Below are 22,500 nucleotides of genomic sequence, written 5' to 3'. Positions count from 1 at the left end.
TTCACGTGAAACAGCCCGGGTCACTTCTTGCTGTCGAGCACCGCCTTCATGACGTTCTTGGCGATGGGGGCAGCGAGCTTGCCACCCGCGATGTCGTCACGGGTCGTGTCGGAGCCTTCGATCACCACGGCGACCGCGACCGGGGAACCGTCACCGGACTTCGCGTAGGAGATGAACCAGGCGTACGGGTTGTCCTTGTTGTCCACACCGTGCTGCGCGGTACCGGTCTTGCCGCCGACGGTCACGCCGTCGATCTGCCCCGCCTTGCCGGTGCCGTCGGTGACCACGAACTCCATCATCTTCTGGAGCTTCTGCGCGGTGGCGGCCGACATGGGCTGGCTCATCTGCTCCGGCTGCGTCTTGGAGAGCACGTCCACGTTCGGCGCCTGGAGCTGGTCGACCATGTACGGCTTCATCAGCTTGCCGTCGTTGGCGACGGCGGCGGCGACCATGGCCATCTGGAGCGGGGTGGCGCGGTTGGAGGCCTGTCCGATGCCCGCCATGGCGTTCTGCGGGCGGTTGTCCTTCGGGAAGACGCTGGCGTCCGTGCGGACCGGGTTGAAGATCTGCTTGTTGAAGCCGAACTTCTCGGCCTCGGCCTTCATCTTGTCGTTGCCCAGGTCGGCGCTGATCTTGCCGAAGACGGTGTTGCAGGAGTACTGGAGCGCCACCTTCAGCGTGGCGTTCTCGCAGGGGATGTTGCCTTCGTTGTTCAGCGGCTGGTGGGCGGTGTCCGGCAGGATGTACGGCACGGGCGACCGCGTCGGGTCGTCGATGCCGGAGTACAGCCCGTTCTCCAGGGCCGCGGCGGCGGTGACCACCTTGAAGGTGGAGCCCGGCGGGTACGTCTGGCGCAGCGCCCGGTTCAGCATGGGCTCGTTCTTGTCGTCGAGCAGCGTCTTGTAGGCCTTGCTGTCCTTGCTGCTGCTGCCCGCGAACTGTCCCGGGTCGTACGAGGGGGTCGAGGCCAGCGCGAGGATGGCGCCGGTCTGCGGGTTGATCGCGGCGACCGCGCCCTTCTTGTCGCCGAGGCCCTGGAACGCGGCCTTCTGGGCGGCGCTGTTCAGGGTGGTGACGACGTTGCCGCCCTGCTTCTTCTCGCCGGTGAACATCGAGAGCGTCCGGTCGAAGAAGAGCCGGTTGTCGGTGCCGGACAGGATGCCGTCCTCGATCTTCTCCAGCTGCGAGGCGTCGAAGACCTGCGAGGCGTATCCGGTGACCGGCGACCACATGGGTCCGTCCTTCCAGACCCGCTTGTACTTGAAGTCGGTGCCGGACGTCTCCGTCGAGCCGGTGATCGTCTGGCCGTCGGCCGTGATGATGTTGCCGCGCTCATGGGCGAAGCGCTCGATCTGGACGCGGCGGTTGTGCTCGTTCGCGTTCAGTTCGTCGGCCCGGACGTACTGCAGCCAGTTGTCGCGGATCATCAGCGACAGGATGAGCAGACCGCAGAAGATCGCGATCCGGCGCAGGGGCTTGTTCACGGTCGGACCACCTGGGTCATCTCGGCGTCGGAGGACGGGGCGGGGGCCGGGGCGGGCCGGCGCGCGGTGTCGCTGATCCGGATCAGGATGCCGATCAGCGCCCAGTTGGCGATGACGGAGGAACCACCCTGGGCGAGGAACGGCATCGTCATACCGGTCAGCGGGATGAGGCCCATCACACCGCCGGCGACGACGAAGACCTGGAGGGCGAAGGCGCCGGAGAGGCCGATCGCGAGGAGCTTGCCGAACGGGTCGCGGGCGGCGAGCGCGGTGCGCACACCGCGCTCCACGATGAGGCCGTACAGGAGCAGCAGCGCCATCATTCCGGCCAGGCCCAGCTCCTCGCCGACGGTGGAGAGGATGAAGTCGGCGTTGGCGGCGAAGCCGATGAGGTCGGAGTTGCCCTGGCCGAGCCCGGCGCCGAGCGTGCCGCCGGAGCCGAACGACATGATCGCGTCGCCGATCTGCTGGCAGGCGCCGTCCGTCTTGTAGCAGGCGAAGGGGTCCATCCAGGCCTTCACACGCTGCTGCACGTGCGACTCGAAGGTGGCCACGCCGACCGCGCCGACCGCCGACATCAGCAGACCGAAGACGATCCAGCTGGTGCGCTCGGTGGCGACGTACAGCATGACGACGAACAGGCCGAAGAAGAGCAGCGAGGTGCCGAGGTCGGTCTCGAAGACCAGGATCAGGATCGACAGCGCCCAGATGACCAGGATCGGCCCGAGGTCACGGCCACGCGGCAGGTAGAGCCCCATGAAGCGCCGGCTGGCCAGCGCGAGCGCGTCGCGCTTCACCATCAGGTAGCCGGAGAAGAAGATCGCGATGATGATCTTCGCGAACTCGCCGGGCTGGATGGTGCCGAGGCCGGGGATCGAGATCCAGATCTTGGCGCCGTTGACGGCGGGGAAGAACATCGGCAGGACCAGCAGGAACAGCGCCACCGCCATCGAGATGTACGTGTAGCGCTGGAGGATGCGGTGGTCCTTCAGGAGCAGCAGTACGGCGATGAACAGCGCCACACCGATCGCCGTGTACAGCAGCTGGTGCGGGGCGTCCGGGGAGAACTTGCCCCACGCGCTCTTGGCGCGCTGGATCAGCCGCGGCGACTGGTCCAGGCGCCAGATCAGCACCAGGCCGAGCCCGTTGAGCAGCGTCGCGATCGGCAGCAGCAGCGGGTCGGCGTACCGGGCGAACTTGCGCACCACCAAGTGCGCCACACCCGCCATCAGGCCGAGGCCGAGACCGTATCCGAGCATGCCGGAAGGGAGCTTGCCGGTCATGGCAAGCCCCACATTGGCGTACGCGAACACCGGGATGGCCACCGCGAAGATCAGCAGGGCCAGCTCGGTGTTGCGGCGGCTCGGTGCTTCGATCGCGCCGATGGTGGTCGTGTTGGTGACAACGCTCATGGTGTGGAAAGGCCCCCTACGGCTGCCTACTGCTTACCGCACTGCGAGACCAGCTTCTGCTCGTCCTCCGAGAGGCTGGGGCCGGGTGTGGGAGATGCGGTGGTCGCGGTCTTGTTGGACGGGGCGCCGGTGGCGCCCGTGGTGGGCTTCGCGGGAGTGTTGCCCTCGGCGGCCCGGCGCTCCTCCTCCTTCTTGCAGGCGGACGCCTGCGTCGCGAACTCCTTGATCTTGGCCTGCGCCTTGTCGAGGCTGCTCGCGGCGATCGTCGAGTCGATCTGGTTGCGCTGGTACTGCGGGAGGTACTTGAGTTCGATCTCGGGGTGATCGGTCTCCACCTTGGAGAGCTTCACCCAGGCGAGGTCCTGGCTGATGCCCCGGTAGAGGGCCACATGCGGATTGCCGTCGTTGTTGGTGCCGACGAAGTACTGCGTCTGCGTCCACCGGTAGCCGCCGTACAGGCCGCCGCCGACGACCGCCAGGGCCAGCACGATGTACAGCGACCTGCGGATCCAGCGGCCCTTGCCGCGTCGGCGCGGCTTGACGAAGTCCTCGTCGGTGTACGAGCCGAAGGCGCCCTCGGGCGGGTTGCCGTAGCCGCTGTCCTCTCCGCTGCCGGGCGGGCCGAAGCCGCCCTGCGGCGCGGGTGCGGGTCGGCCGAGCCCCGAGGCGCGGCCGGCCGGGGTCTGCATGGCGCCGCCGTCGTTCAGCTGCAGCTGGTTCTCGGCGACCGCGCCGACGATGACCGGCGTGTCGTTGAGCTGTCCCGCCAGGGTGTCCCCGGCGTCGACGTCCAGCACATCGGCGATGATCACCGTGATGTTGTCGGGGCCGCCACCGCGCAGCGCGAGCTGGATCAGCTCCTGCACCGTCTCCTGCGGGCCCTGGTAGCTGGCGAGGGTCTCCTCCATCGTCTGGTGGGAGACCACCCCCGACAGGCCGTCGGAACAGATCAAGTACCGGTCGCCGGCCCGCACTTCACGGATCGACAGATCGGGCTCGACATGGTCGCCGCTGCCCAGCGCGCGCATCAGGAGCGAGCGCTGCGGGTGGGTGGTGGCCTCTTCCTCGGTGATGCGGCCCTCGTCGACCAGCCGCTGGACCCACGTGTGGTCCTGGGTGATCTGGGTGAGGACGCCGTCGCGCAGCAGATAGGCGCGCGAATCGCCGACGTGCACGAGGCCAAGGCGCTGGCCCGTCCACAGCAGAGCGGTGAGCGTGGTGCCCATCCCCTCCAGCTGGGGGTCCTCCTCGACCATCATGCGCAGCTGGTCGTTGGCCCGCTGCACGGCGGTGCCGAGCGAGGTCAAGATGTCGGAGCCGGGTACGTCGTCGTCGAGCGTGACCAGCGTGGAGATCACCTCGGAGGAGGCGACCTCGCCGGCGGCCTGGCCGCCCATGCCGTCGGCGATGGCGAGGAGACGGGGACCGGCGTAACCGGAGTCCTCGTTCCCCTCGCGGATCATGCCTTTGTGCGATCCGGCGGCGAAGCGCAGGGAGAGACTCATGCGCACCTCGCCTGTCGGCTCGGGGTACGGCCGGTCATGTCGAGCCACACTGCCCACCCTCCGGTCGGGAGCCCGTCCCGGTCCCTGAAGACCGCCGCGGCTCGCTCGCTCCGCTCGCTCATTGTCGTACTACTTCCGCAGCTCGATGACGGTCTTGCCGATGCGGATCGGCGCGCCCAGCGGAATCGGGGTCGGGGTGGTGAGCCGGGTCCGGTCCAGATAGGTGCCGTTGGTGGACCCGAGGTCCTCGACGATCCAATTGCCGTCCCGGTCCGGGTAGATCCTGGCATGGCGGCTCGACGCGTAGTCGTCGTCCAGGACGATCGTCGAATCGTGCGCCCGGCCCAGCGTGACGGTCTGCCCCTGGAGCGCGACCGTGGTCCCGGTCAGGGTGCCCTCGGAGACCACCAGCTTGGTCGGGGCGCCACGGCGCTGCCGCCCGCCCCCGCCCTGCTGCTGGCCGCGCTGCGGCGGCGGCGCGGCGGCCGCTGCGGCCTGCCGCCCGGTCTGCTGCTGCCGGTTGGCGTCATTGCCCCGGCGCGAACCGCGCTGGGTGACGCGCGTTCCGAACAGATCACTGCGAATGACCTGAACGGCCACGATGACGAACAGCCACAGTACGGCGAGGAAACCCAACCGCATGACCGTGAGGGTCAGCTCTGACATTGCCCCCGCTTCACCCTTCGGCTTGCCGGTAAACGATGGTGGTGCTGCCCACGACGATCCGCGAGCCGTCGCGGAGCGTAGCGCGGGTGGTGTGCTGCCCGTCCACCACGATGCCGTTGGTGGACCCGAGATCCTGGATCGTCGGGGGCGTTCCGGTCCGGATCTCACAGTGCCGGCGCGAGACGCCGGGATCGTCGATCCTCACGTCCGCATCGGTGCTGCGGCCAAGGACCAGAGTCGGGCGGGAGATCTGGTGGCGGGTGCCATTGATCTCGATCCAGCGCCGCACCTGGCCCTGCCCGCCCGGCATCGGCCCCGGAGCCGCCGGGCGGCGGTCGGCGGGCGAAGCGGAGGGGCGGCCCGGGGGCGGCGCCGACGGCATGGGCGGGGCGGACGCGGCCGGCGGGTAGCCGTAGCCACCACGGCCGCCCTGCGGCGCCGCGGGGGCGGGCCGCTGCGGGGCACCCGGGCCTGCGCCCTGGTGGCCCTGCTGGTCGGTGCTGGACGCGAGTGTGCGGCTGCGCACCCGGTACAGACCGGTGTCGAGGTCCTCGGCCTTCTCCAGGTGCACCTTGATCGGGCCCATGAAGGTGTAGCGCTGCTGCTTCGCGTAGTCGCGCACCAGGCCGGACAGCTCGTCGCCGAGCTGGCCCGAGTACGGGCTGAGCCGCTCGAAGTCCGGAGCGCTCAGCTCGACGATGAAGTCATTGGGGACGACCGTGCGGTCCCGGTTCCAGATCGACGCGTTGTTGTCGCACTCGCGCTGGAGCGCGCCGGCGATCTCGACGGGCTGGACCTCGGACTTGAAGACCTTCGCGAAGGTGCCGTTGACCAGGCCTTCGAGACGCTGCTCGAAACGCTTCATGACTCCCATGGGGCACCTCCTCCGTCGTTGTCGTCCTGGCCTTGCTGCCGGTTCTGCTCTGAGTCGCTCTCTTGGTACTGCTTACTGATCGTATCCACGCGTCGGGAAATCGGCTGGTTCCCCTTCTGTGCCCAGTGGACGAGTGTCACCTCTCACACGCACCCTTCGTACGGATCGTAGAGGCGGCTTCCCGACAGTGTCCCGCACCTCGGGTGCACTCAGGAGGAGCGGGTAACGATGCCGGGGGTTCCCTCGCACCGATCTGCTCCTCCCCATCAGGGTGGCCGCAAACAACGGATGTGAATCCACCCTGTCCAGCGTGCTAATCTTCTCGACGTCGCCAGGCAATCGCACCGAAAAGTGAGAGAGCCCAGCACACCACTCTTGCGCGAGTGGCGGAACGGCAGACGCGCTGGCTTCAGGTGCCAGTGTCCTTCGGGACGTGGGGGTTCAAATCCCCCCTCGCGCACAAGTCGGAAGCCCCGCAGATCCCCGGATCTGCGGGGCTTCCGTCGTATGTCCACACCGTGCGCCTACCCCCTCCTCGCCGTCTGTGTCATTTGTCGCGCCCCCGGGACGGGCGACTTTTGTCGCGGCGGGGCGCGACGAAAGAGAGCCGTCTTCGCGGGGGTGCGCTGCCTAGGGTGCGGGCGTGAACGTGTCATCGAGGGCCCGGACCGGATGGCGTCTGCTGAAGGGGCCCGAGCCCTGGACGCGGCGCAGGATCGCCGGCGAGGCCGCACTCGCGCTCGCTCTGGCCCTCATGGCCGGTGCGGTCGGGCTGTTCGGCGGGAACCCCCTGCGCATCACGGCCGTGGCGATCGCCGTCGTCGTCCTGTCCCTGCTGCGCCGCTCGCTGCCCGTCGGGGTGCTGCTCGCCGCCGCCGCACTGTCCGTGCCGGCCTCCGAGGCCACCCCGCTCCTCCTGGTCGCGGCCTGGTCGGCGGGGCGCCGCATCATCGGTGCCGGACGGGCACTCGTCGCCTTCAGCGCAGCCTTCGTCATCTACGCGGTACTCGGACTCATCACGCTGTGGCCCATCCCACAGCTGTTCCTCGTCGCCGTCTTCAGCACCCTGTTCTTCCTGGCGGTCGCCGTCGTCCCCGGCCTCACCAGTCGGTACTGGTCGCAGCGGCGCACCCTGCTGCGCGCCATGCAGGAACACAACGCCCAACTCCTGCGTGAGCGGGCCATGGTCGCGGGACAGGCCCGGCTCCGCGAGCGCCAGCGCATCGCCCAGGACATGCACGACAGCCTCGGCCACCAGCTCGCGCTCATCTCCGTGCACACCGGCGCCCTGGAGGTGGACCCCGAACTCACCGGCCGCCAGCGCGAGGCCGTGGGCGTGCTGCGGCAGGCCTCGGTCGCCGCCATGCACGAATTGCGCGAGGTCGTCGGCATCCTGCGCGACGGCGTCGAAGCCCCCGTCGGCCCGGACGGCGCCCGGCCCGCCCCTCGCGGGACGGCCGGCATCGAGGCCCTGGTGACGGCCGCACGGGCCGCGGGGAACGACGTGGCCCTGCGCGGCAGCGGCGAGCCGCGGCCGCTGGCGGCAGCCGCCGACCACGCCGCGTACAGGATCGTCCAGGAGGCCCTGACCAACGCCTACAAGCACGCGCCGGGCGCCCCCATCACGGTGGAGCTGCGCTACGAACCGGACTCCTTCGTCGTCGAGGTCGTCAACGGCATCGTCGACCGCGCGGCCGCCGATCAGGCCGGCGAAGTCGTCAGCGGAGGACAGGGCCTGACCGGGCTGCACGAGCGGGCCCGGCTCGTCGGCGGCATGGTGCACACCGGACCCACCGACGACGGCGGCTTCCGGGTGGCGGGCGTACTGCCCTACGGGACGGCCGAGGCCGCGACGTTCGTCGATGCCCCCGACGACTTCCGCCAGCAGTCACCCGCCCTGCCCCTGGGCGACGGTGGTCCGGTCGTGGACTGGAACATCGCGGAGAAGGAGCTGGGCATGAGCGGCAGGAGCAGGGGCGGCGGCGTCGCGCTGGGGTGCGGGATCGCCGTGGGGGCGGTGGTGCTGCTCGCGGTCGCGGTCGGTGTCGGCCTGTTCTTCCTGATCGGATCGGCGGACAAGGGCATGATCGATCCGTCTGCGTACGACAGGATCAAGGTCGGCACGTCCGAGGCGGAGGTCCGCAAGGAGCTGCCGAGCGGTGACACCGTGCTGGTCTCCGGCCTCGCCGGAAAGGGGCCCGCCGAGCCGGAGGGCGCCCAGTGCCTGGTCCTGATGTCCTCCGAGACCGGTGACAACGTGAACACCGAGCCGGTGTTCCGGTTCTGCTTCAAGGACGGCAAGCTGATCGAGAAGAAGTCGTACGACGTAGCGCGCTAGCGGTGGCGCCGGGCCCCGCCTCGCCCCGGGGCGAGGCGGCCTACCGGACAGGACCAGAACGGGATGGGTGTGACAGGACCTCGCATCAGGGTCGTGATCGCCGACGACGAGCCCCTCATCCGGGCCGGGATTCGCATGATCCTCACCTCGGACGCGGCGATCGAGGTCGTCGCGGAGGCCACCAACGGCCGCGAAGCCGTCGAACTCGCCCGCTCCCACGGCGTGGACGTGGTGCTGCTCGACATCCAGATGCCCGAGATGGACGGGCTGAGCGCCCTGGCCGAGCTGCGCCGGACCGTACCGGCGGCACGCGTGATCATCCTCACGACGTTCGGGGAGCGCGAGAACGTCCTGCGCGCCCTGGAACACGGGGGCGCGGGTTTCCTCCTGAAGGACACCGCGCCTGCCGAACTGATCCGGGCGGTACGGGCCGCCGCGGCCGGGGACGCCTACCTCTCGCCCGGGGCGACCCGGCACGTGGTGGACCAGCTCGCCACGGGCCGGGCGGCGGCCCGTGCCGAGGAGGCGAGGCGCCGCGTCGGTGTGCTGTCCGAGCGCGAGCTGGAGGTGCTGGCCCTGCTGGGCGAGGGGCTCTCGAACGCGGACGCGGGCAGGCGGATCCACATGAGCGAGGCCACGGTGAAGACGTACGTCAGCCGGATTCTGTCGAAGCTGGACTGCGAGAACCGGGTCCAGGCGGCGCTGCTCGCACGCGACGCGGGGCTGTAGGGCAGTCCTCCTGGTCCTCCCGTCCTCCCGTCCTCCCGTCCTCCCGTCCTCCCGTCCTCCCGTCCTCCCGTCCTCCCGGCGGTCCGGGGCGTTGCGTTGTTTCACGTGAAACAACGGTCGGCCCGAGGAGCCCGCGAGAGTTATCCACAGGGGGAGACGGCCTCCGGCCAGCGCCTGTACCGTCAGGGGCAGTTGAGTTCTTGATGTTGGTCGCTCTCGATGTCGATCGAGGGCGTGGCGAGGGACGTCCCGCGAGACGCCGAGGCGGCGTTGGGCGAGACGTCGTCCCAGGCACTGGGCGTTGTACGAGACGGGGGAGGCGGCGCGCCATGGGCGAGGTCGAGGCGACGATTCCGGCACGGCGGAGCGGGGCGGACGAGGTCCGGGTACGCATCCCGCATGTCCCCGGGTTCGCCCACCACCGGCATGCGGCCGGGGCGGGAGATCGCCGGGAGCAGGGGTCACCGAAGGCCGAGGGCAAGGCGCTGCGGGAACGCTTCCCGCGCTCCTCGCACGATTCGCTGTTGCTCTCCGCCGACCGGCCGGACGCGGTCCGAGCGGTGGAGGAGTCCAACGCGGGCCGGGTGCCCGAGCTCACCCCGATACGCGTGGGCCGCATGGCTGCCGGCCCCTTCGCGTTCCTGCGCGGCTCCGCCGGACTGATGGCGCACGACCTGGTCGGGACGCCAGTCACCGGCGTCGGCGCACAGATCTGCGGCGACGCCCACGCGGCCAACTTCGGCCTGTACGGCGACGCGCGCGGCAGCCTCGTCATCGACCTGAACGACTTCGACGAGACCGTGACCGGCCCCTGGGAGTGGGACGTGAAACGGCTCGCCGCGTCGCTGGTGCTGGCCGGGCGGGAGGCCGGCGCCGATGAACACACCTGTCGGGCAGCAGCGTTCGACGCGGTGGGCGCCTATCGCCGCACCATGCGCCTGCTGGCGAAACTGCCGGTCCTCGACGCCTGGAACGCGATAGCCGACGAGGAACTCGTCTCCCATGCGGACGCCCACGATCTGCTCGGCACGCTGGAGCGCGTCTCCGGGAAGGCCCGCAACAACACGAGCGCACGCTTCGCCGCCAAGGCGACGCAGCAGGTGGAGGACGGCAGCCGGCGGTTCGTCGACGCGCTTCCGGTGCTGCGCCGCGTGACCGACGCCGAGGCGGCGGCGGTCACCGCATCGCTCGAGCAGTATCTGCACACCCTGTCCGATGACCGGGTGCCGCTCCTCGCCCGGTACGCGATCCACGACGTGGCCTTCCGGGTGGTCGGTACCGGGAGCGTCGGGACGCGGTCGTACGTGGTGCTGCTCCTCGACCACCGGGGCGAGCCGCTGGTGCTCCAGGTCAAGGAAGCCAGGCCCTCGGCGCTGCTGCCGCACCTGGCGAAGGCCGGCTTCAAGACGCCCGAGCCGGACCACGAGGGCCGTCGCGTGGTGCTCGGCCAGAAGCGGATGCAGGTGGTCAGCGACATCCTGCTCGGCTGGACGACGCTGAACGAACTGCCGTACCAAGTCCGGCAGTTCAGAAATCGCAAGGGCAGCGTGGACCCTGCCGCCCTCGCCCCCGGCCAGCTCGACGACTACGGCCGCATGACCGGCGCGCTCCTGGCCCGTGCCCATGCGCACAGTGCCGACCCGCGCCTCATAGCCGGCTACTGCGGCAAGAACGAAGAGCTGGACGAGGCGGTGGCCGCCTTTGCGGTGACCTACGCCGACCGCACCGAGGCCGACCACGCGACTCTGGCCGCCGCGATCCGCGAGGGCCGCGTCGCGGCGGAGCTCGGGGTCTGAGGGCCGACCTCTTGGGGTCGTGCCGTACCCGCATCCTGGGGGGATGCGGCAGAGCCGGCTGACGGTCCTCGAAGGCCTCAGCAGAGCCGAGGGCGAGGGGGAGGGCTCCGGCCCTCATCCGCCGCCCGTACGCTGGAGCGGTGACGGACGAAGGTGTTGGCGGTACGACTGCCCGGAACGATGAGGAACCGCAGGCCGGCTCGCCGGATGCGGGGGGCGAGCGGGCCGAGGCGCGGCTTGAGCGGGCGGTGCGGGCGGCCGAGCAGGCTCTGATCGAGTTCGAGATCGCAGTGGAGACCTTCCGGGTCGAGGTGGAGAACTTCTCCCGGCTGCACCACCAGAAGCTCGGCCCGATGTACGCCCGGCTCGATGAGCTGGACGCGCAGATCGCCGAGGCCAGAGCCGTACAGAGCGGTGACCCGGAGGATCTGCGGCGGGCGCAGGAGGCACGGGCGGCGGTCATGCCTATGCCCGGAGTCGACGAGCTCTTCCACGACTGGATGGACTCCGACGGGCTCTCCCCCGAGGCTGCCTCGATGCTCACCGATCAGCCGGTACGCCCGCCCAAGCGGGTCCGGCCGAGCGAGGAGGTGCGCCGGCTGTACCGGGAACTGGCCCGCAAGGCGCACCCGGACCTGGCCCAGGAGGAGAAGGAACGCGAGCGCCGGGACGAGTTCATCGCCCGGGTCAACGCCGCCTACGGGCGGGGCGACGAGGCGCTGCTGCGCGAGCTGGCCGAGGAGTGGGAGGCCGGCCCGGCGCCGGAGGAGGTGCGGCCCAGCGAGAGCGAGGAGCTGTACGCCCGGCTGGAGTGGCTGAGCCGGCGCAAGGAGCTGCTCGCACTGCTGGCCCGGGAGCTTGAGGACAGCGCGATCGGGTCGATGCTGCGGATGGCGCCCGACGACCCGGACCGGCTCCTTGAGGAGATCGCCGAGCAGCTGCTGACCGAGGTGGCCGGTCGGGAGGCTGAGCTCGCGAAGCTGGTGCAGTAGCGTTCGGGGGACCTGCCGGGTTCGTACGAGAGAAGGCATGACCCATGAATTTCGCCCAGTTGCCCTCGGTGGATGTCGCCGAGGTGCCGGCCGACGCCCTGGTGCTCGACGTCCGTGAGGACGACGAGTGGGCGGCGGGGCACGCCGAGGGCGCGCTGCACGTGCCGATGAGCGACTTCGTGGCGCGCTTCGGTGAGGTGACCGAAGCGGTGGCGGACGGGCGCCGGGCCTATGTGATGTGCCGGGTCGGCGGCCGGTCGGCCCAGGTCACCCAGTATCTGGTCCAGCAAGGCATCGACGCCGTGAACGTCGACGGCGGCATGCAGGTGTGGGAGGCCGCGGGCCGCAAGGTCGTCGACGACCAGGGCGCGCCGGGCACGGTCGTCTGACCCCGTCGGCCGCGGCCCACGTGGCCTAGGCGGGCTGTCCGAGGGGGTGGGCCGCGAGGAGGTCGCCGAGGGCCTCCTCGTGGGCCGCGGCCGGGCCGAGCGAGAGCTCCAGCTGTTTGGCCCAGGCGTGGTAGCGGTGCAGTGCGTAGTCCGTGTCGGCGCCGAACCCGCCGTGCAGGTGCTGGGCGGTCTGTACGACGCGGCGCACCCCCTCGGAGGCCCAGATCTTGGCGACCGCGACATCACCGGTGACGGGCAGCGCGCCTTGGGCGCCGCTGCTGATGCGCCAGGCCGCCTGCCACAGCGTCGCCTCCATGGCGCGCAGATCGATGTAGCGGTCGGCCGCCTGGACGGCGACGGCCTGGAACGTGGCCACCGGATGCCCGAACTGCTCGCGCTTTCCCGTGTATTGACCGGTCATGGCGAGCACGGCTTCGCCGAGCCCCAGGGCCAGGGCGCAGGTTCCCGTCGCGAGCAGGTTGCGCAGCCATTCCCAGGCGCCGTCCGCGGTGAGGACCGCGCCCGCGTCGACCTGTACCGCTTCGAGGTGCAGATCGGCGAACCGTTCGCCGCTGGTGGATATCTGCTCGGCCAGGGCGACGCCCTGGTGGGTGCGGGGGACCAGCGCCAGTACGGTGTGGCCGTCGATGGTGTGGGCGGGTACCGCGATGCGGTCGCAGGTCTGGGCCCAGGGCACGCCGGTCTGGGCGCCGTCGAGCAGCCAGTGCTCGCCGTCCCGGCGGGCGGTGACGGCGAGTTCGGCGCCGTCGTGGCCGGTGCGGCCGTTGGCGGCGACGGTCAGGGCGAGCTCGCCCCGGCCGACGGCGGGCAGCAGCTCGCGGCCCAACTCGGCCTGTCCGTACCGTTGTACGGTCAGGGCGACCGCGCTGGTCTCCAGGAGCGGCAGCCGGGCGAGGACCCTGGCCGATTCGCGCAGCACCAAACACAGGGCGATCGGGTCGAGACCGGCTCCGCCGTACTCGGCATCCAGAACCAGGCTCAACAGGTCGGACGCGGCGAGCTTGGCCCAGAGCGGGCGGTCGAAGTCCTCGGCGACGGCGCCCGCGGTGAGCGCGGGGCTGGGTACCGCGTCGGGTGCGACGCCGGAGAAGACCGCCTTGGCCGCCTCTACGGCAGCCTGCTGCTCCTCGGTGAAGGTGAAGTCCACGGCCTAGTCCTCCCGCACGCACCGGTTCCGTCCGGACACCGGGAGCGCGGCGAAGTGAACTGGGCGCTGCCCGACCGGATCTGACGGTTCGTCAAGATAGAACAGGTTCTACAGGATGGGAATGGGCACGCCCCGACGGCGGCCCCGCCCCGTGACCCCAGCCGCCTACGGCCGGCGGCTCCGCTCCTTGACCCCAGCCGCCTCCGGCCAACGGCTCCGCCCCCTGACCGCGGGCGCCTACGGCCGGCGGCCCGGCTCCCTGACCGCGGGCGCCTACGGCCGGCGGCCCGGCTCCCTGACCGCGGGCGCCTCCGGCCAACGGCTCCGGCTCTCTCGGTCCCGGCCGCGCGGCTCATCCCCCAGGGCCGGCCTTTCGTGGCTCGGCCGCACCCTCACCGGTCGAAGTCCAGCTCCACCTCCCCCGTCGCGGGGTGCGACTGGCAGGCCAGGACATAGCCCGCTTCGGTCTCCTCGGGCTCCAGCGCGAAGTTCCGTTCCATCCGTACCTCGCCCTTCACCAGGAAGGCCCGGCACGTCCCGCACACGCCCCCCTTGCAGGCGTACGGCGCGTCGGCGCGGGCGCGCAGCACCGTCTCCAGGAGGGACTCGCCCTCCCGTACCGGCCAGTTGCCCGAGCGGCCGTCCAGGGTCGCGGTGAGCGTGGCGTGCGAGGGCGCGGCGGCCGCGGCGGCGGGTGCCGGCGCCGCGTCCACATGGAAGATCTCCTGGTGGATGCGGCCCCGGTCGACGCCGAGCCCGCGCAGCGCCCGCTCGGCGCCCTGCACCAGACCGAAGGGCCCGCACAGGAACCAGCCGTCGATGTCCGCCACGGGGAGCAGCGCGGGCAGCAGCGCGCCGAGCCGTTCGCGGTCGAGCCGGCCCGAGGGCAGGCCCGACTGCTGGTCCTCCCGGGACAGCACCGTGACCAGCTGGAACCGCTCGGGGTAGCGGTCCTTCAGGTCGGCCGTCTCCTCCAGGAACATCGTCGAGGCGGCACTGCGGTCGCTGCGTATCAGGCAGAACCGCGCCTCCGGTTCACGGGCGAGCAGGGTCGCCGCGATGGACAGGACCGGGGTGATGCCGCTGCCGCCGACGATCGCCGCGAAGTGCCCGGCGCGCGGGGACAGCACGAAGCGGCCCATCGGCTCCATGACGTCGACGGTGTCGCCGACGACCAGCTCCTTGAAGGCATACGTGGAGAAGGCGCCGCCCTCCACCAGGCGGATGCCGACCCGCAGCACCGGCTCCCCCGGCGCCTCAACGGCGGGCGCGCAGATCGAGTACGTACGGCGGATCTCCTCGCCCCGCACGCTGCGGCGCAGGGCGAGATGCTGGCCGGGCAGGTGCCGGTAGGCCTCGCGGAGCTCGGGCGGGACGGCGAAGGTGACGGCCACCGCGTCGTCGGTGAGCCGCTCGACGTCGCTGACCCGGAGCGGATGGAACATCTACAACTCCTTGAAGTGGTCGAACGGTTCACGGCACGACACGCAGCGGCGCAGCGCCTTGCACGCGGTCGAGGAGAAGCGGCTGAGCAGCTCCGTGTCGGTGGACCCGCAGTGCGGGCAGCGGACCGACAGGGTGAGCGCCACCGGGCCGTCGATGCTGTGCGGACGCGGCGGAGCTATGCCGAACTCGGCGAGCTTGCGCCGTCCCTCCGCGCTGATGTCGTCCGTCGACCAGGCGGGAGACAGCACCCGCACGACCGATACGTGCTCCATGCCGTGGTCGTGCAGCACGCGCTCGATGTCCGAGGACATCGCCTCGACGGCGGGGCAGCCGGTGTACGTGGGGGTGAGCTCGACGCGCACCCGGCCCGGGCCCTCGACGTGGACGGCGCGCAGCACGCCCAGCTCTTCGAGGCTCAGCACCGGCAGCTCCGGGTCGGGGACGGAGCCGGCGAGGCGCCGCAGCTCGGTCTCCAGGGGCGTGGGGGCGGTGGCGGTCACCACGACGCCCCCGGGTGGCTGCGGTGCAGGTGCTGCATTTCGGCGAGCATCCGCCCGAACGGCTCGGTGTGCAGCCCCTGCCGGCCGGCTCCCGCCGCCCATGCGCCGGTGCGGGGGCCTTCCGGGACGGTCAGGGTGGCCCGGCCCAGGACCGAGGTCACCGAGGCCGTCCAACGCGCCTCCAGCCCGGCCCAGTCGAGGTCCACACCGGGCACCGGCTGGAACATCTCGCCGGTGAAGCGCCACAGCGCCTCGCAGGCACGCTGCATCCGGCCGTGGCTCTCCTCGGTGCCGTCACCGAGCCGCAGCGTCCACTGCTCGGCGTGGTCGCGGTGGTAGTCGACCTCCTTGACGGCCTTGGCCGCCACGGGCGCGAACTCGCCGTCGCCCGAAGCGAGTTCGCCGTACATCAGGTCCTGGTACGTCGAGAAGTACAGCTGGCGGGCGATGGTGTGGGCGAAGTCGCCGTTGGGCTGCTCGACGAGCTGCAGGTTGCGGAAGGCCCGCTCCTCGCGGAGGTAGGCCAGCTCGTCCTCGTCGCCGACCTGGGAGAGCAGCAGCCGGGCCTGGCCGAGCAGGTCGAGGGCGATGTTCGCCAGGGCGACCTCCTCTTCGAGGACGGGGGCGTGACCGGCCCACTCACCGAGCCGGTGCGACAGCACCAGGGCGTCGTCGCCGAGGGCGAGGGCGGCCTGCGCCGGGACGGTGGCGGTCACAGGTGCTTCACCCCTTCCGGGATCTCGTAGAACGTGGGGTGGCGGTACGGCTTGTCGGCGGCCGGGTCGAAGAAGGAGTCCTTCTCGTCGGGCGAGGACGCGCTGATCGCGCTCGACGGCACGACCCAGATCGAGATGCCCTCCGACCTGCGGGTGTACAGGTCGCGGGCGTTGCGCAGGGCCATCTCGGCGTCCGGCGCGTGCAGGCTTCCCGCGTGGGTGTGGGACAGCCCGCGGCGCGAGCGCACGAACACCTCCCAGAGCGGCCAGTCGTGCGTGCTCATGCCGTTGCCTCTCCGTTCGCGTGCGCCTGCCGGGCGGGCTGCGCGTGATGGGTCTCCTGCGTGGGGTGCGCCTGCTGGGCCTCGTGCGCGTCCCGCGCCCGCCGCGTCTGCTGCTTCGTGGCGTACGCGGCGGCCGCGTCCCGTACCCAGGCGCCTTCCTCGTGGGCCCGGCGCCGCTGGGTGAGCCGCTGCTCGTTGCAGGGGCCGTTGCCCTTGAGGACCTCCCAGAACTCCGTCCAGTCGATCGCGCCGAAGTCGTGGTGGCCGCGCTCCTCGTTCCAGCGCAGGTCGGGGTCGGGCAGGGAGAGCCCGAGGCCCTCGGCCTGGCCGACCGCTATGTCCACGAAGCGCTGGCGCAGTTCGTCGTTGGAGTGGCGCTTGATCTTCCAGGTCATCGACTGCGCCGAGTGCGCCGACTCGTCGTCGGGCGGGCCGAACATCATCAGGGAGGGCCACCACCAGCGGTCCACCGCGTCCTGCGCCATGGCGTGCTGCTCCGGCGTCCCCTTGGACAGGGCGAGCAGCAGCTCGTACCCCTGCCGCTGGTGGAAGGACTCCTCCTTGCAGATGCGGACCATCGCCCGTGCGTACGGCCCGTAGGAGCAGCGGCACAGGGGGACCTGGTTGGTGATCGCCGCGCCGTCCACCAGCCAGCCGATGGCGCCCACGTCGGCCCAGGTCAGGGTGGGGTAGTTGAAGATCGACGAGTACTTCTGGCGGCCCGAGTGCAGCTTGTCGAGGAGCTCGTCGCGGCCCGTGCCGAGCGTCTCGGCCGCGCTGTAGAGGTAGAGGCCGTGGCCCGCCTCGTCCTGGACCTTGGCCATCAGGATCGCCTTGCGGCGCAGGGACGGGGCGCGGGTGATCCAGTTCGCCTCCGGCTGCATGCCGATGATCTCGGAGTGGGCGTGCTGTGCCATCTGGCGGACCAGCGAGGAGCGGTACTCCTCGGGCATCCAGTCGCGTGGCTCGATCCGCTCGTCCGCGGCGACTGCCGCGTCGAACACCGCCTGGTACGACGCGTCCGTACCTGCGGCTGCCGTAGCTGTCGCGGTCACTCCGGTCATTCCGGCCCCCTGCCGAGCTGCTGTGCGGTTGTCCGCCGACCGACCGATCGTTCGGTCCAATGACTTCAATGGTGAGTCGACGGCCCGTAGGGTGTCAACCCTGTGGATAACTCAGCGGGTGCCGATCGGGGCGGGATGGATTCGTACAAGGACGGGACCGAAGCCGGCGGCAAGGCCGACGGAGCGGAATCCGGGCAGGTCAAGGCACTTGCGGCCGAGGCCGCCGACCCTGCGGGAGGCAGCGGCGGGGGTTCGGCCGAACGGGGTGCGGACACCGGAACGGAACCCGCTTCCGGCCCGGCGGAGGAAGCCGTTTTCGATTCGGCGACGGTCTCCGACCCGCATTCCGCCACGCGGGTGGCGCCCGATCAGCCTCCGAATTCCGCCACGGAGCCCGCCGACCCCGCCGACCCCGCCGAATCCGCCGAATCCGCCGAGCCCGCCGACCCCGTCGGGCCCACGAAGCCGGGCCGTGGCCGCGCGCCGTGGCCGCGGCTGGACGCGGGTGCGACCTCCGGACCGCAGTCGGCTGCGGCCACCGACGGCGTCCCCACCCCCGGCCCGGCCCGATCGGCCCCCACCCCCGACTCCGGCCCGGCCGACCCCGCGACCGAGACCGGCCCCGGCGAACGCCGCCCGGCCCGGCCCGAGGGCCCCGGCCCCGGCTCCGGCCCCGGCTCCGGCTCCGGCGGAGACGTTTCCTCGCGGGGGATCGCCGGCCTGCCCTTCCGCTTCCAAGTGGTGGCCGCCCTCGCGCTCGCGGTCATCGGCGTGGTCGCCTGCGTGCAGATAGGGATGGTCTTCCTGCACGTGGCGCCGCCCAACACGATCAGCAAGCAGTACGGCAAGGCCGTGGACGACTGGATCTACCCCGAGTTCGAGCAGAACTGGAAGCTCTTCGCGCCCAATCCGCTCCAGCAGAACATCGACGTCCAGGCGCGCGCCGAGATCAAGATGCCCGACGGAAGCGTCCGGACCACCGGCTGGACCGACTTCTCGGCACAGGACGGCGCCGCGATCCGGCACAACCCGCTGCCCAGCCACACCGAGCAGAACGAACTGCGCCGCGCCTGGGACTTCTTCGTGGGGTCGCACACCGACGACAACAAGGCCAACGGCCTGCGCGGCGAGCTGTCCGAGCAGTATCTGCGCCGCATCCTGGTGCTCCGGCTCGGCACGCACCGCGACGGCGGCACCGTCGACCGAGTCCAGGTCAGGTCCATGACCACCTCGGTCAAGAACCCCTCGTGGAGCGACGAGAAGAGCGACACGCGGCCGTCCTACCGGGAGGTGCCGTGGTGGACGGTGACCCCGGCCGATCTGCCTTCGGGCGCCGGTGACGCACGTACGGAGGCGAAGCGGTGAGTACGTACGACCACGACGGCCCGACCGGGACCGCCCCCGCTCCGGGCGCCGGCCCGTCCGCCGCACCGTACGCCCCCGTTCCAGCCCCGGCCCCCGCCCCGGACAGTGGCGAGACGCGGGCGGCGCGGGCCGTGCGGAGGGTGTCGGCCGCCGCCCTCGGCCCCTACCAGAGCGCCGTCGTCCGGATCGGCTTCTCCGCCACCTGGCTGTTCTTCCTGCTGCGCGAACTGCCCAACCGCCACCAGCTGTACGGCCCGGACGGGCCCTGGAGCTTCGGCCTCGGCAACCGTCTGGTGTCCGGCAACCACGCCTTCACCGCGCTGCTCTGGACCGACAGCACCTTCTGGTTCGAGCTCGTGTACGCGCTGGCCATCGTGTCGAGCGCGCTGCTGCTGGTCGGCTGGCGCACCCGCACGATGTCCGTCGTCTTCATGATCGGTGTGCTGTCGCTGCAGAATCGCTCCGTCTTCATGGGGGACGGCGGTGACAACGTCATCCACCTGATGGCCGTCTATCTGGTCTTCACGCGCTGCGCGCAGGTCTGGTCCCTCGACGCCCGGCGCCTCGCGCGCGGGGTCGCCCGCGACCGCGTCGGCCCGGTGCTGTGGGCGGTGTGCGGCCTCGGGCTGCTCGTCGCCACCTGGCGCACGTCCGGGTCCGGTGTCTTCGGCGGCGGCGAGTGGTGGCTGTGGGTCGTGTTCTGGGGCATGTGGGGCGTCCAGGGGCTGTGGTGGGCGGTGGTCCGCCACGCGGACGCCGACGCGCGGGCACTGCTCGACGTCCTCGCCAACCTCGTGCACAACGCGGCGATGGTCGTGATCATGGCGGAGGTCTGCCTGGTCTACGCGACGGCCGGTTGGTACAAGATCCAGGGCAGCCGCTGGCAGGACGGCACCGCGCTGTTCTACCCGCTGAAGCTGGACTACTTCTCGCCGTGGCCCGAGCTCTCCTCCCTCCTGGGCACGAGCGGGGTGATCGTGATGCTGCTCACCTATGGAACGGTCATGGTCCAAGTGGCGTTCCCGTTCACGCTGTTCAACCGCCGGGTCAAGAACGTGCTGCTCGTGGCGATGATGCTGGAGCACGCGGGGATCGCGGTCCTGCTGGGCCTGCCGTTCTTCTCGCTCGCGATGATCGCGGCCGACGCCGTGTTCCTGCCGACGTCCTTCCTGCGCAGGGTGGGCGCGTACGCGGGCCGGCTGCGGCCGGGCGCGCGCCTTCCCGAGCAGCGCCGGGAGCGGGCGGAGGAGCCCGAGCGGCCACGTACGCTCGTGGGGTGAGCAGCACCGAACAGCCGGCCCCGGCCGAGGGCGCCCCGGCCGGCGACCCCATCCAGTACGACGAGGGCTTCGGCCCGGCCGAGGTCGGGGTGGGCCCGCACCCGCGGCCCTGGCCCGAGGGCGAGCGCTACGACCCGGAGCTGCTCGCGCACGGCGACCGGCGCAATGTGGTCGACACCTACCGGTACTGGACGCGCGAGGCGATCGTCGCCGACCTCGACACCCGGCGGCACGACTTCCACGTGGCCGTGGAGAACTGGGGCCACGACTTCAACATCGGCTCCGTGGTGCGGACCGCGAACGCGTTCCTCGCCAAGGAGATCCACATCGTGGGGCGGCGCCGTTGGAACCGGCGCGGCGCCATGGTCACGGACCGCTACCAGCACGTACGCCACCACCCGGACACCGAGTCGCTCACCGCGTGGGCGCTCGCGGAGGGCGTGCCGATCATCGGCATCGACAACCTGCCCGGCGCGGTGCCGCTGGAGCGGACCGAGCTGCCGCGCCGGTGTGTGCTGCTCTTCGGCCAGGAGGGCCCCGGGCTCACCGAGGAAGCCCGTAAGCACGCCCAACTGGTCTGCTCCATCGCCCAGTTCGGCTCCACGCGCTCCATCAATGCGGGTGCCGCGGCCGCCATCGCGATGCACGCCTGGGTGCAGAGGCACGCCGTCGTCCCCGGCTGACGCGCCCCCGCTCCACCCCGGACCGGGTCAGGCCTGCCTGCGGACCTCCACCACCCGGAACCGGTTGGCCACGAACGCCCCGTCGCACAGGGCCGCGTTGGCCGCCGGGTTGCCGCCCGAGCCGTGGAAGTCGGAGAAGGCGGCCGTCTGGTTGACGTACACGCCGCCCGTCAGGTTCAGCGACAGCTGGGCCGACTCGTCCAGGCAGACGTCCTCCACCGCGCGCTCCACCTCCTCGGAGGTGGTGTACGCGCCGACCGTCATGGCGCCCTTGTCCCGGATCGTGCGGCGCAGCAACTCGACCGCGTCGGCCGTGGAGTCGACGGCGACGGCGAAGGAGACCGGGCCGAAGCACTCCGAGAGGTAGACGGCCTCGGCGTCCGGCTTCGCGCCGTCCAGCTTGACGATGACCGGGGTGCGCACCACCGCGTCCGGGAACTCGGGGTTCGCCACCTCCCTCGACGGCAGGGCGACTTCACCGAGGCCGGAGGCCGCCTCCAGACGGGACTTCACGTCCGGGTTGACCAGGGCGCCGAGCAGCGCGTTGGCCCGGGCGTCGTCGCCCAGCAGGCCGCCGACCGCGCCCGCGAGGTCGCCGACGACCTCGTCGAAGGTCTTCTTTCCCGCGTCGGTGGTGATGCCGTCGCGGGGGATCAGCAGGTTCTGCGGGGTGGTGCACATCTGGCCGCTGTAGAGGGACAGCGAGAAGGACAGGTTGGCGAGCATGCCCTTGTAGTCGTCGGTGGAGTCGATGACCACCGTGTTGACGCCGGCCTTCTCCGTGTAGACCTGCGCCTGGCGGGCGTTGGCCTCCAGCCAGTCGCCGAACGCCGAGGAGCCCGTGTAGTCGATGATCTTGATTTCGGGGCGCACCGCGAGGGTCTTGGCGATGCCCTCGCCGGGCCGCTCGGCCGCGAGCGCCACCAGGTTCGGATCGAAGCCCGCCTCGGCCAGGACCTCGCGCGCCACCTTCACCGTCAGCGCCAGCGGCAGCACCGCGCGCGGGTGCGGCTTGACCAGGACCGGGTTGCCGGTGGCCAGCGAGGCGAACAGGCCCGGGTAGCCGTTCCAGGTCGGGAAGGTGTTGCAGCCGATCAGCAGGGCGATGCCGCGCCCGGCCGCCGTGAACGTCTTGGCGAGCTCCAGGGGCTCGCGCTTGCCCTGGGGCTTGGACCAGGCGGCGCTGCCGGACGGCGTGCGCGTCTGCTCCTGGTAGGCGTACGCGACGGCCTCCAGGCCGCGGTCCTGGGCGTGCGGCCCGCCCGCCTGGAACGCCATCATGAAGGCCTGGCCGCTGGTGTGCATGACCGCGTGCGCGAACTCGTGCGTCCGGGCGCCGATGCGGGCCAGGATCTCGATACAGACCAGCGCCCGCGTCTCGGGCCCGGCGGCCCGCCAGGCGGCCATGCCGGCGCGCATCGCGGGCAGCAGGACGTCGAGGTCGGGGTGCGGGTACTGGACGCCCAACTCGATTCCGTAGGGCGAGACTTCGGCGCCCGTCCAGTCGTCGGTGCCCGGCTGGTCCAGGTCGAACCGGCGGTTCAGGAGGGCGTCGAAGGCCGCCTTGCCGTCCTCCGCGCCCGTCTCCCCGTAGGCCTTGGGGTGCTCCGGGTGCGGCGACCAGTACGCACGCGTGCGGATTGCCTCCAGGGCCCCGTCCAGGGTGGGCCTGTGCTTCTCGGTCAGCTGCATGGAGCAACTCCTCGTCGAGTCTTCGCGCTGGGCAGGGAGAGCCGGACACCGTTAGAGTAACCGAACGATCGGTCGGGACAAGAGGGCCCGGGGAAACCTGTGGACAACTACCGACCA

Annotated in this window: 20 protein-coding genes and 1 tRNA gene; 9 read left to right on the top strand and 12 right to left on the bottom strand. The window is 71.2% G+C overall.

Features of this window, described 5'->3' with window-relative positions:
- Nucleotides 1-20: 20 nt before the first annotated feature.
- From IE267_RS25170 to IE267_RS25150, 5 genes are all read right to left on the bottom strand, one after another.
- Nucleotides 21-1,484: a penicillin-binding transpeptidase domain-containing protein gene (locus IE267_RS25170; protein WP_161253750.1), complete on the bottom strand. Its 1,464-nt coding sequence runs from the start codon at nt 1,482-1,484 to the stop codon at nt 21-23.
- Nucleotides 1,481-2,896: an FtsW/RodA/SpoVE family cell cycle protein gene (locus tag IE267_RS25165; protein ID WP_189764807.1), complete on the bottom strand. Its 1,416-nt coding sequence runs from the start codon at nt 2,894-2,896 to the stop codon at nt 1,481-1,483. Before IE267_RS25165 ends, IE267_RS25170 begins: the two co-directional genes overlap by 4 nt.
- A gap of 26 nt (nt 2,897-2,922) precedes the next feature.
- The gene (locus IE267_RS25160; protein ID WP_167158485.1) at nt 2,923-4,401 is read right to left on the bottom strand and encodes a Stp1/IreP family PP2C-type Ser/Thr phosphatase; all 1,479 of its coding nucleotides are present in this window, start codon (nt 4,399-4,401) and stop codon (nt 2,923-2,925) included.
- Nucleotides 4,402-4,530: 129 nt separating this feature from the next.
- Nucleotides 4,531-5,067 (bottom strand): FHA domain-containing protein FhaB/FipA, encoded by a 537-nt coding sequence (locus tag IE267_RS25155; RefSeq protein ID WP_161248201.1) that lies wholly within the window; start codon nt 5,065-5,067, stop codon nt 4,531-4,533.
- A 10-nt stretch (nt 5,068-5,077) separates the two neighbouring features.
- Entirely contained in the window at nt 5,078-5,941 is an 864-nt protein-coding gene (locus IE267_RS25150; protein WP_167158487.1) for an FHA domain-containing protein, read from the bottom strand.
- Between the two features lie 377 nt (nt 5,942-6,318).
- Here IE267_RS25150 and IE267_RS25145 point away from each other — a divergent pair.
- The 6 genes from IE267_RS25145 (at nt 6,319) to IE267_RS25120 (ending at nt 12,185) form a co-directional block, all read left to right on the top strand.
- Nucleotides 6,319-6,401 (top strand) — tRNA-Leu (locus IE267_RS25145).
- A 183-nt stretch (nt 6,402-6,584) separates the two neighbouring features.
- Entirely contained in the window at nt 6,585-8,279 is a 1,695-nt protein-coding gene (locus IE267_RS25140) for a sensor histidine kinase (RefSeq protein ID WP_229861407.1), read from the top strand.
- A gap of 63 nt (nt 8,280-8,342) precedes the next feature.
- Nucleotides 8,343-9,008 (top strand): response regulator transcription factor, encoded by a 666-nt coding sequence (locus IE267_RS25135; RefSeq protein ID WP_189764806.1) that lies wholly within the window; start codon nt 8,343-8,345, stop codon nt 9,006-9,008.
- A 329-nt stretch (nt 9,009-9,337) separates the two neighbouring features.
- Nucleotides 9,338-10,804: a DUF2252 domain-containing protein gene (locus IE267_RS25130; RefSeq protein WP_189764805.1), complete on the top strand. Its 1,467-nt coding sequence runs from the start codon at nt 9,338-9,340 to the stop codon at nt 10,802-10,804.
- A gap of 116 nt (nt 10,805-10,920) precedes the next feature.
- Entirely contained in the window at nt 10,921-11,796 is an 876-nt protein-coding gene (locus IE267_RS25125; protein WP_373304592.1) for a hypothetical protein, read from the top strand.
- Between the two features lie 44 nt (nt 11,797-11,840).
- Nucleotides 11,841-12,185, top strand: coding sequence for a rhodanese-like domain-containing protein (locus tag IE267_RS25120; protein WP_161253007.1), 345 nt, complete (start codon nt 11,841-11,843; stop codon nt 12,183-12,185).
- A 25-nt stretch (nt 12,186-12,210) separates the two neighbouring features.
- Here IE267_RS25120 and IE267_RS25115 read toward each other — a convergent pair whose 3' ends face one another.
- The 6 genes from IE267_RS25115 to paaA form a co-directional block, all read right to left on the bottom strand.
- Nucleotides 12,211-13,353 (bottom strand): acyl-CoA dehydrogenase family protein, encoded by a 1,143-nt coding sequence (locus IE267_RS25115; protein WP_189764804.1) that lies wholly within the window; start codon nt 13,351-13,353, stop codon nt 12,211-12,213.
- A 392-nt stretch (nt 13,354-13,745) separates the two neighbouring features.
- A complete protein-coding gene (locus IE267_RS25110; protein WP_189764803.1) occupies nt 13,746-14,798 on the bottom strand; it encodes a 2Fe-2S iron-sulfur cluster-binding protein in 1,053 nt (350 codons plus the stop codon).
- The gene (gene paaD, locus IE267_RS25105) at nt 14,799-15,302 is read right to left on the bottom strand and encodes a 1,2-phenylacetyl-CoA epoxidase subunit PaaD (RefSeq protein ID WP_229861406.1); all 504 of its coding nucleotides are present in this window, start codon (nt 15,300-15,302) and stop codon (nt 14,799-14,801) included.
- Nucleotides 15,296-16,015: a 1,2-phenylacetyl-CoA epoxidase subunit PaaC gene (gene paaC / locus IE267_RS25100; protein ID WP_167158497.1), complete on the bottom strand. Its 720-nt coding sequence runs from the start codon at nt 16,013-16,015 to the stop codon at nt 15,296-15,298. The genes paaD and paaC overlap by 7 nt, the downstream gene beginning before the upstream one ends.
- Nucleotides 16,012-16,299 (bottom strand): 1,2-phenylacetyl-CoA epoxidase subunit PaaB, encoded by a 288-nt coding sequence (gene paaB, locus IE267_RS25095; protein WP_120722474.1) that lies wholly within the window; start codon nt 16,297-16,299, stop codon nt 16,012-16,014. The genes paaC and paaB overlap by 4 nt, the downstream gene beginning before the upstream one ends.
- Nucleotides 16,296-17,363, bottom strand: a complete 1,068-nt coding sequence (paaA, locus tag IE267_RS25090; protein ID WP_229861405.1) for a 1,2-phenylacetyl-CoA epoxidase subunit PaaA — start codon at nt 17,361-17,363, stop codon at nt 16,296-16,298. The genes paaB and paaA overlap by 4 nt, the downstream gene beginning before the upstream one ends.
- A 135-nt stretch (nt 17,364-17,498) precedes the next feature.
- Here paaA and IE267_RS25085 point away from each other — a divergent pair, with 135 nt between their 5' ends.
- Genes IE267_RS25085 through IE267_RS25075 form a run of 3 tightly spaced genes read left to right on the top strand, consistent with a single transcriptional unit; the run spans nt 17,499 to nt 20,691 of the window.
- Entirely contained in the window at nt 17,499-18,728 is a 1,230-nt protein-coding gene (locus IE267_RS25085; protein WP_308428841.1) for a DUF5819 family protein, read from the top strand.
- Nucleotides 18,725-20,008: an HTTM domain-containing protein gene (locus IE267_RS25080; protein ID WP_189764802.1), complete on the top strand. Its 1,284-nt coding sequence runs from the start codon at nt 18,725-18,727 to the stop codon at nt 20,006-20,008. Before IE267_RS25085 ends, IE267_RS25080 begins: the two co-directional genes overlap by 4 nt.
- Nucleotides 20,005-20,691, top strand: a complete 687-nt coding sequence (locus tag IE267_RS25075; protein WP_167158501.1) for a TrmH family RNA methyltransferase — start codon at nt 20,005-20,007, stop codon at nt 20,689-20,691. Before IE267_RS25080 ends, IE267_RS25075 begins: the two co-directional genes overlap by 4 nt.
- Before the next feature lie 27 nt (nt 20,692-20,718).
- Here the strand turns inward: IE267_RS25075 and paaN are convergent, their stop codons facing one another.
- A complete protein-coding gene (gene paaN, locus IE267_RS25070) occupies nt 20,719-22,383 on the bottom strand; it encodes a phenylacetic acid degradation protein PaaN (RefSeq protein ID WP_189764801.1) in 1,665 nt (554 codons plus the stop codon).
- Nucleotides 22,384-22,500 lie beyond the last annotated feature (117 nt).

Source organism: Streptomyces xanthochromogenes (assembly GCF_014650455.1).
GTDB classification, from domain to species: Bacteria; Actinomycetota; Actinomycetes; order Streptomycetales; family Streptomycetaceae; genus Streptomyces; species Streptomyces xanthochromogenes.
Note: the sequence above shows the minus strand (reverse complement) of the source record. Positions and strands in the feature narration are given on the sequence as shown.

Bases quoted from the DNA above. Each gene is read 5' to 3' on its own strand.
- IE267_RS25150 (WP_167158487.1), bottom strand. From the start codon at position 5,941: ATGGGAGTCATGAAGCGTTTCGAGCAGCGTCTCGAAGGCCTGGTCAAC.
- IE267_RS25085 (WP_308428841.1), top strand. From the start codon at position 17,499: ATGGATTCGTACAAGGACGGGACCGAAGCCGGCGGCAAGGCCGACGGA.
- paaB (WP_120722474.1), bottom strand. From the start codon at position 16,299: ATGAGCACGCACGACTGGCCGCTCTGGGAGGTGTTCGTGCGCTCGCGC.
- paaA (WP_229861405.1), bottom strand. From the start codon at position 17,363: ATGACCGGAGTGACCGCGACAGCTACGGCAGCCGCAGGTACGGACGCG.
- IE267_RS25160 (WP_167158485.1), bottom strand. From the start codon at position 4,401: ATGAGTCTCTCCCTGCGCTTCGCCGCCGGATCGCACAAAGGCATGATC.
- IE267_RS25110 (WP_189764803.1), bottom strand. From the start codon at position 14,798: ATGTTCCATCCGCTCCGGGTCAGCGACGTCGAGCGGCTCACCGACGAC.
- paaN (WP_189764801.1), bottom strand. From the start codon at position 22,383: ATGCAGCTGACCGAGAAGCACAGGCCCACCCTGGACGGGGCCCTGGAG.
- IE267_RS25130 (WP_189764805.1), top strand. From the start codon at position 9,338: ATGGGCGAGGTCGAGGCGACGATTCCGGCACGGCGGAGCGGGGCGGAC.
- IE267_RS25120 (WP_161253007.1), top strand. From the start codon at position 11,841: ATGAATTTCGCCCAGTTGCCCTCGGTGGATGTCGCCGAGGTGCCGGCC.
- IE267_RS25165 (WP_189764807.1), bottom strand. From the start codon at position 2,896: ATGAGCGTTGTCACCAACACGACCACCATCGGCGCGATCGAAGCACCG.
- IE267_RS25155 (WP_161248201.1), bottom strand. From the start codon at position 5,067: ATGTCAGAGCTGACCCTCACGGTCATGCGGTTGGGTTTCCTCGCCGTA.
- IE267_RS25135 (WP_189764806.1), top strand. From the start codon at position 8,343: ATGGGTGTGACAGGACCTCGCATCAGGGTCGTGATCGCCGACGACGAG.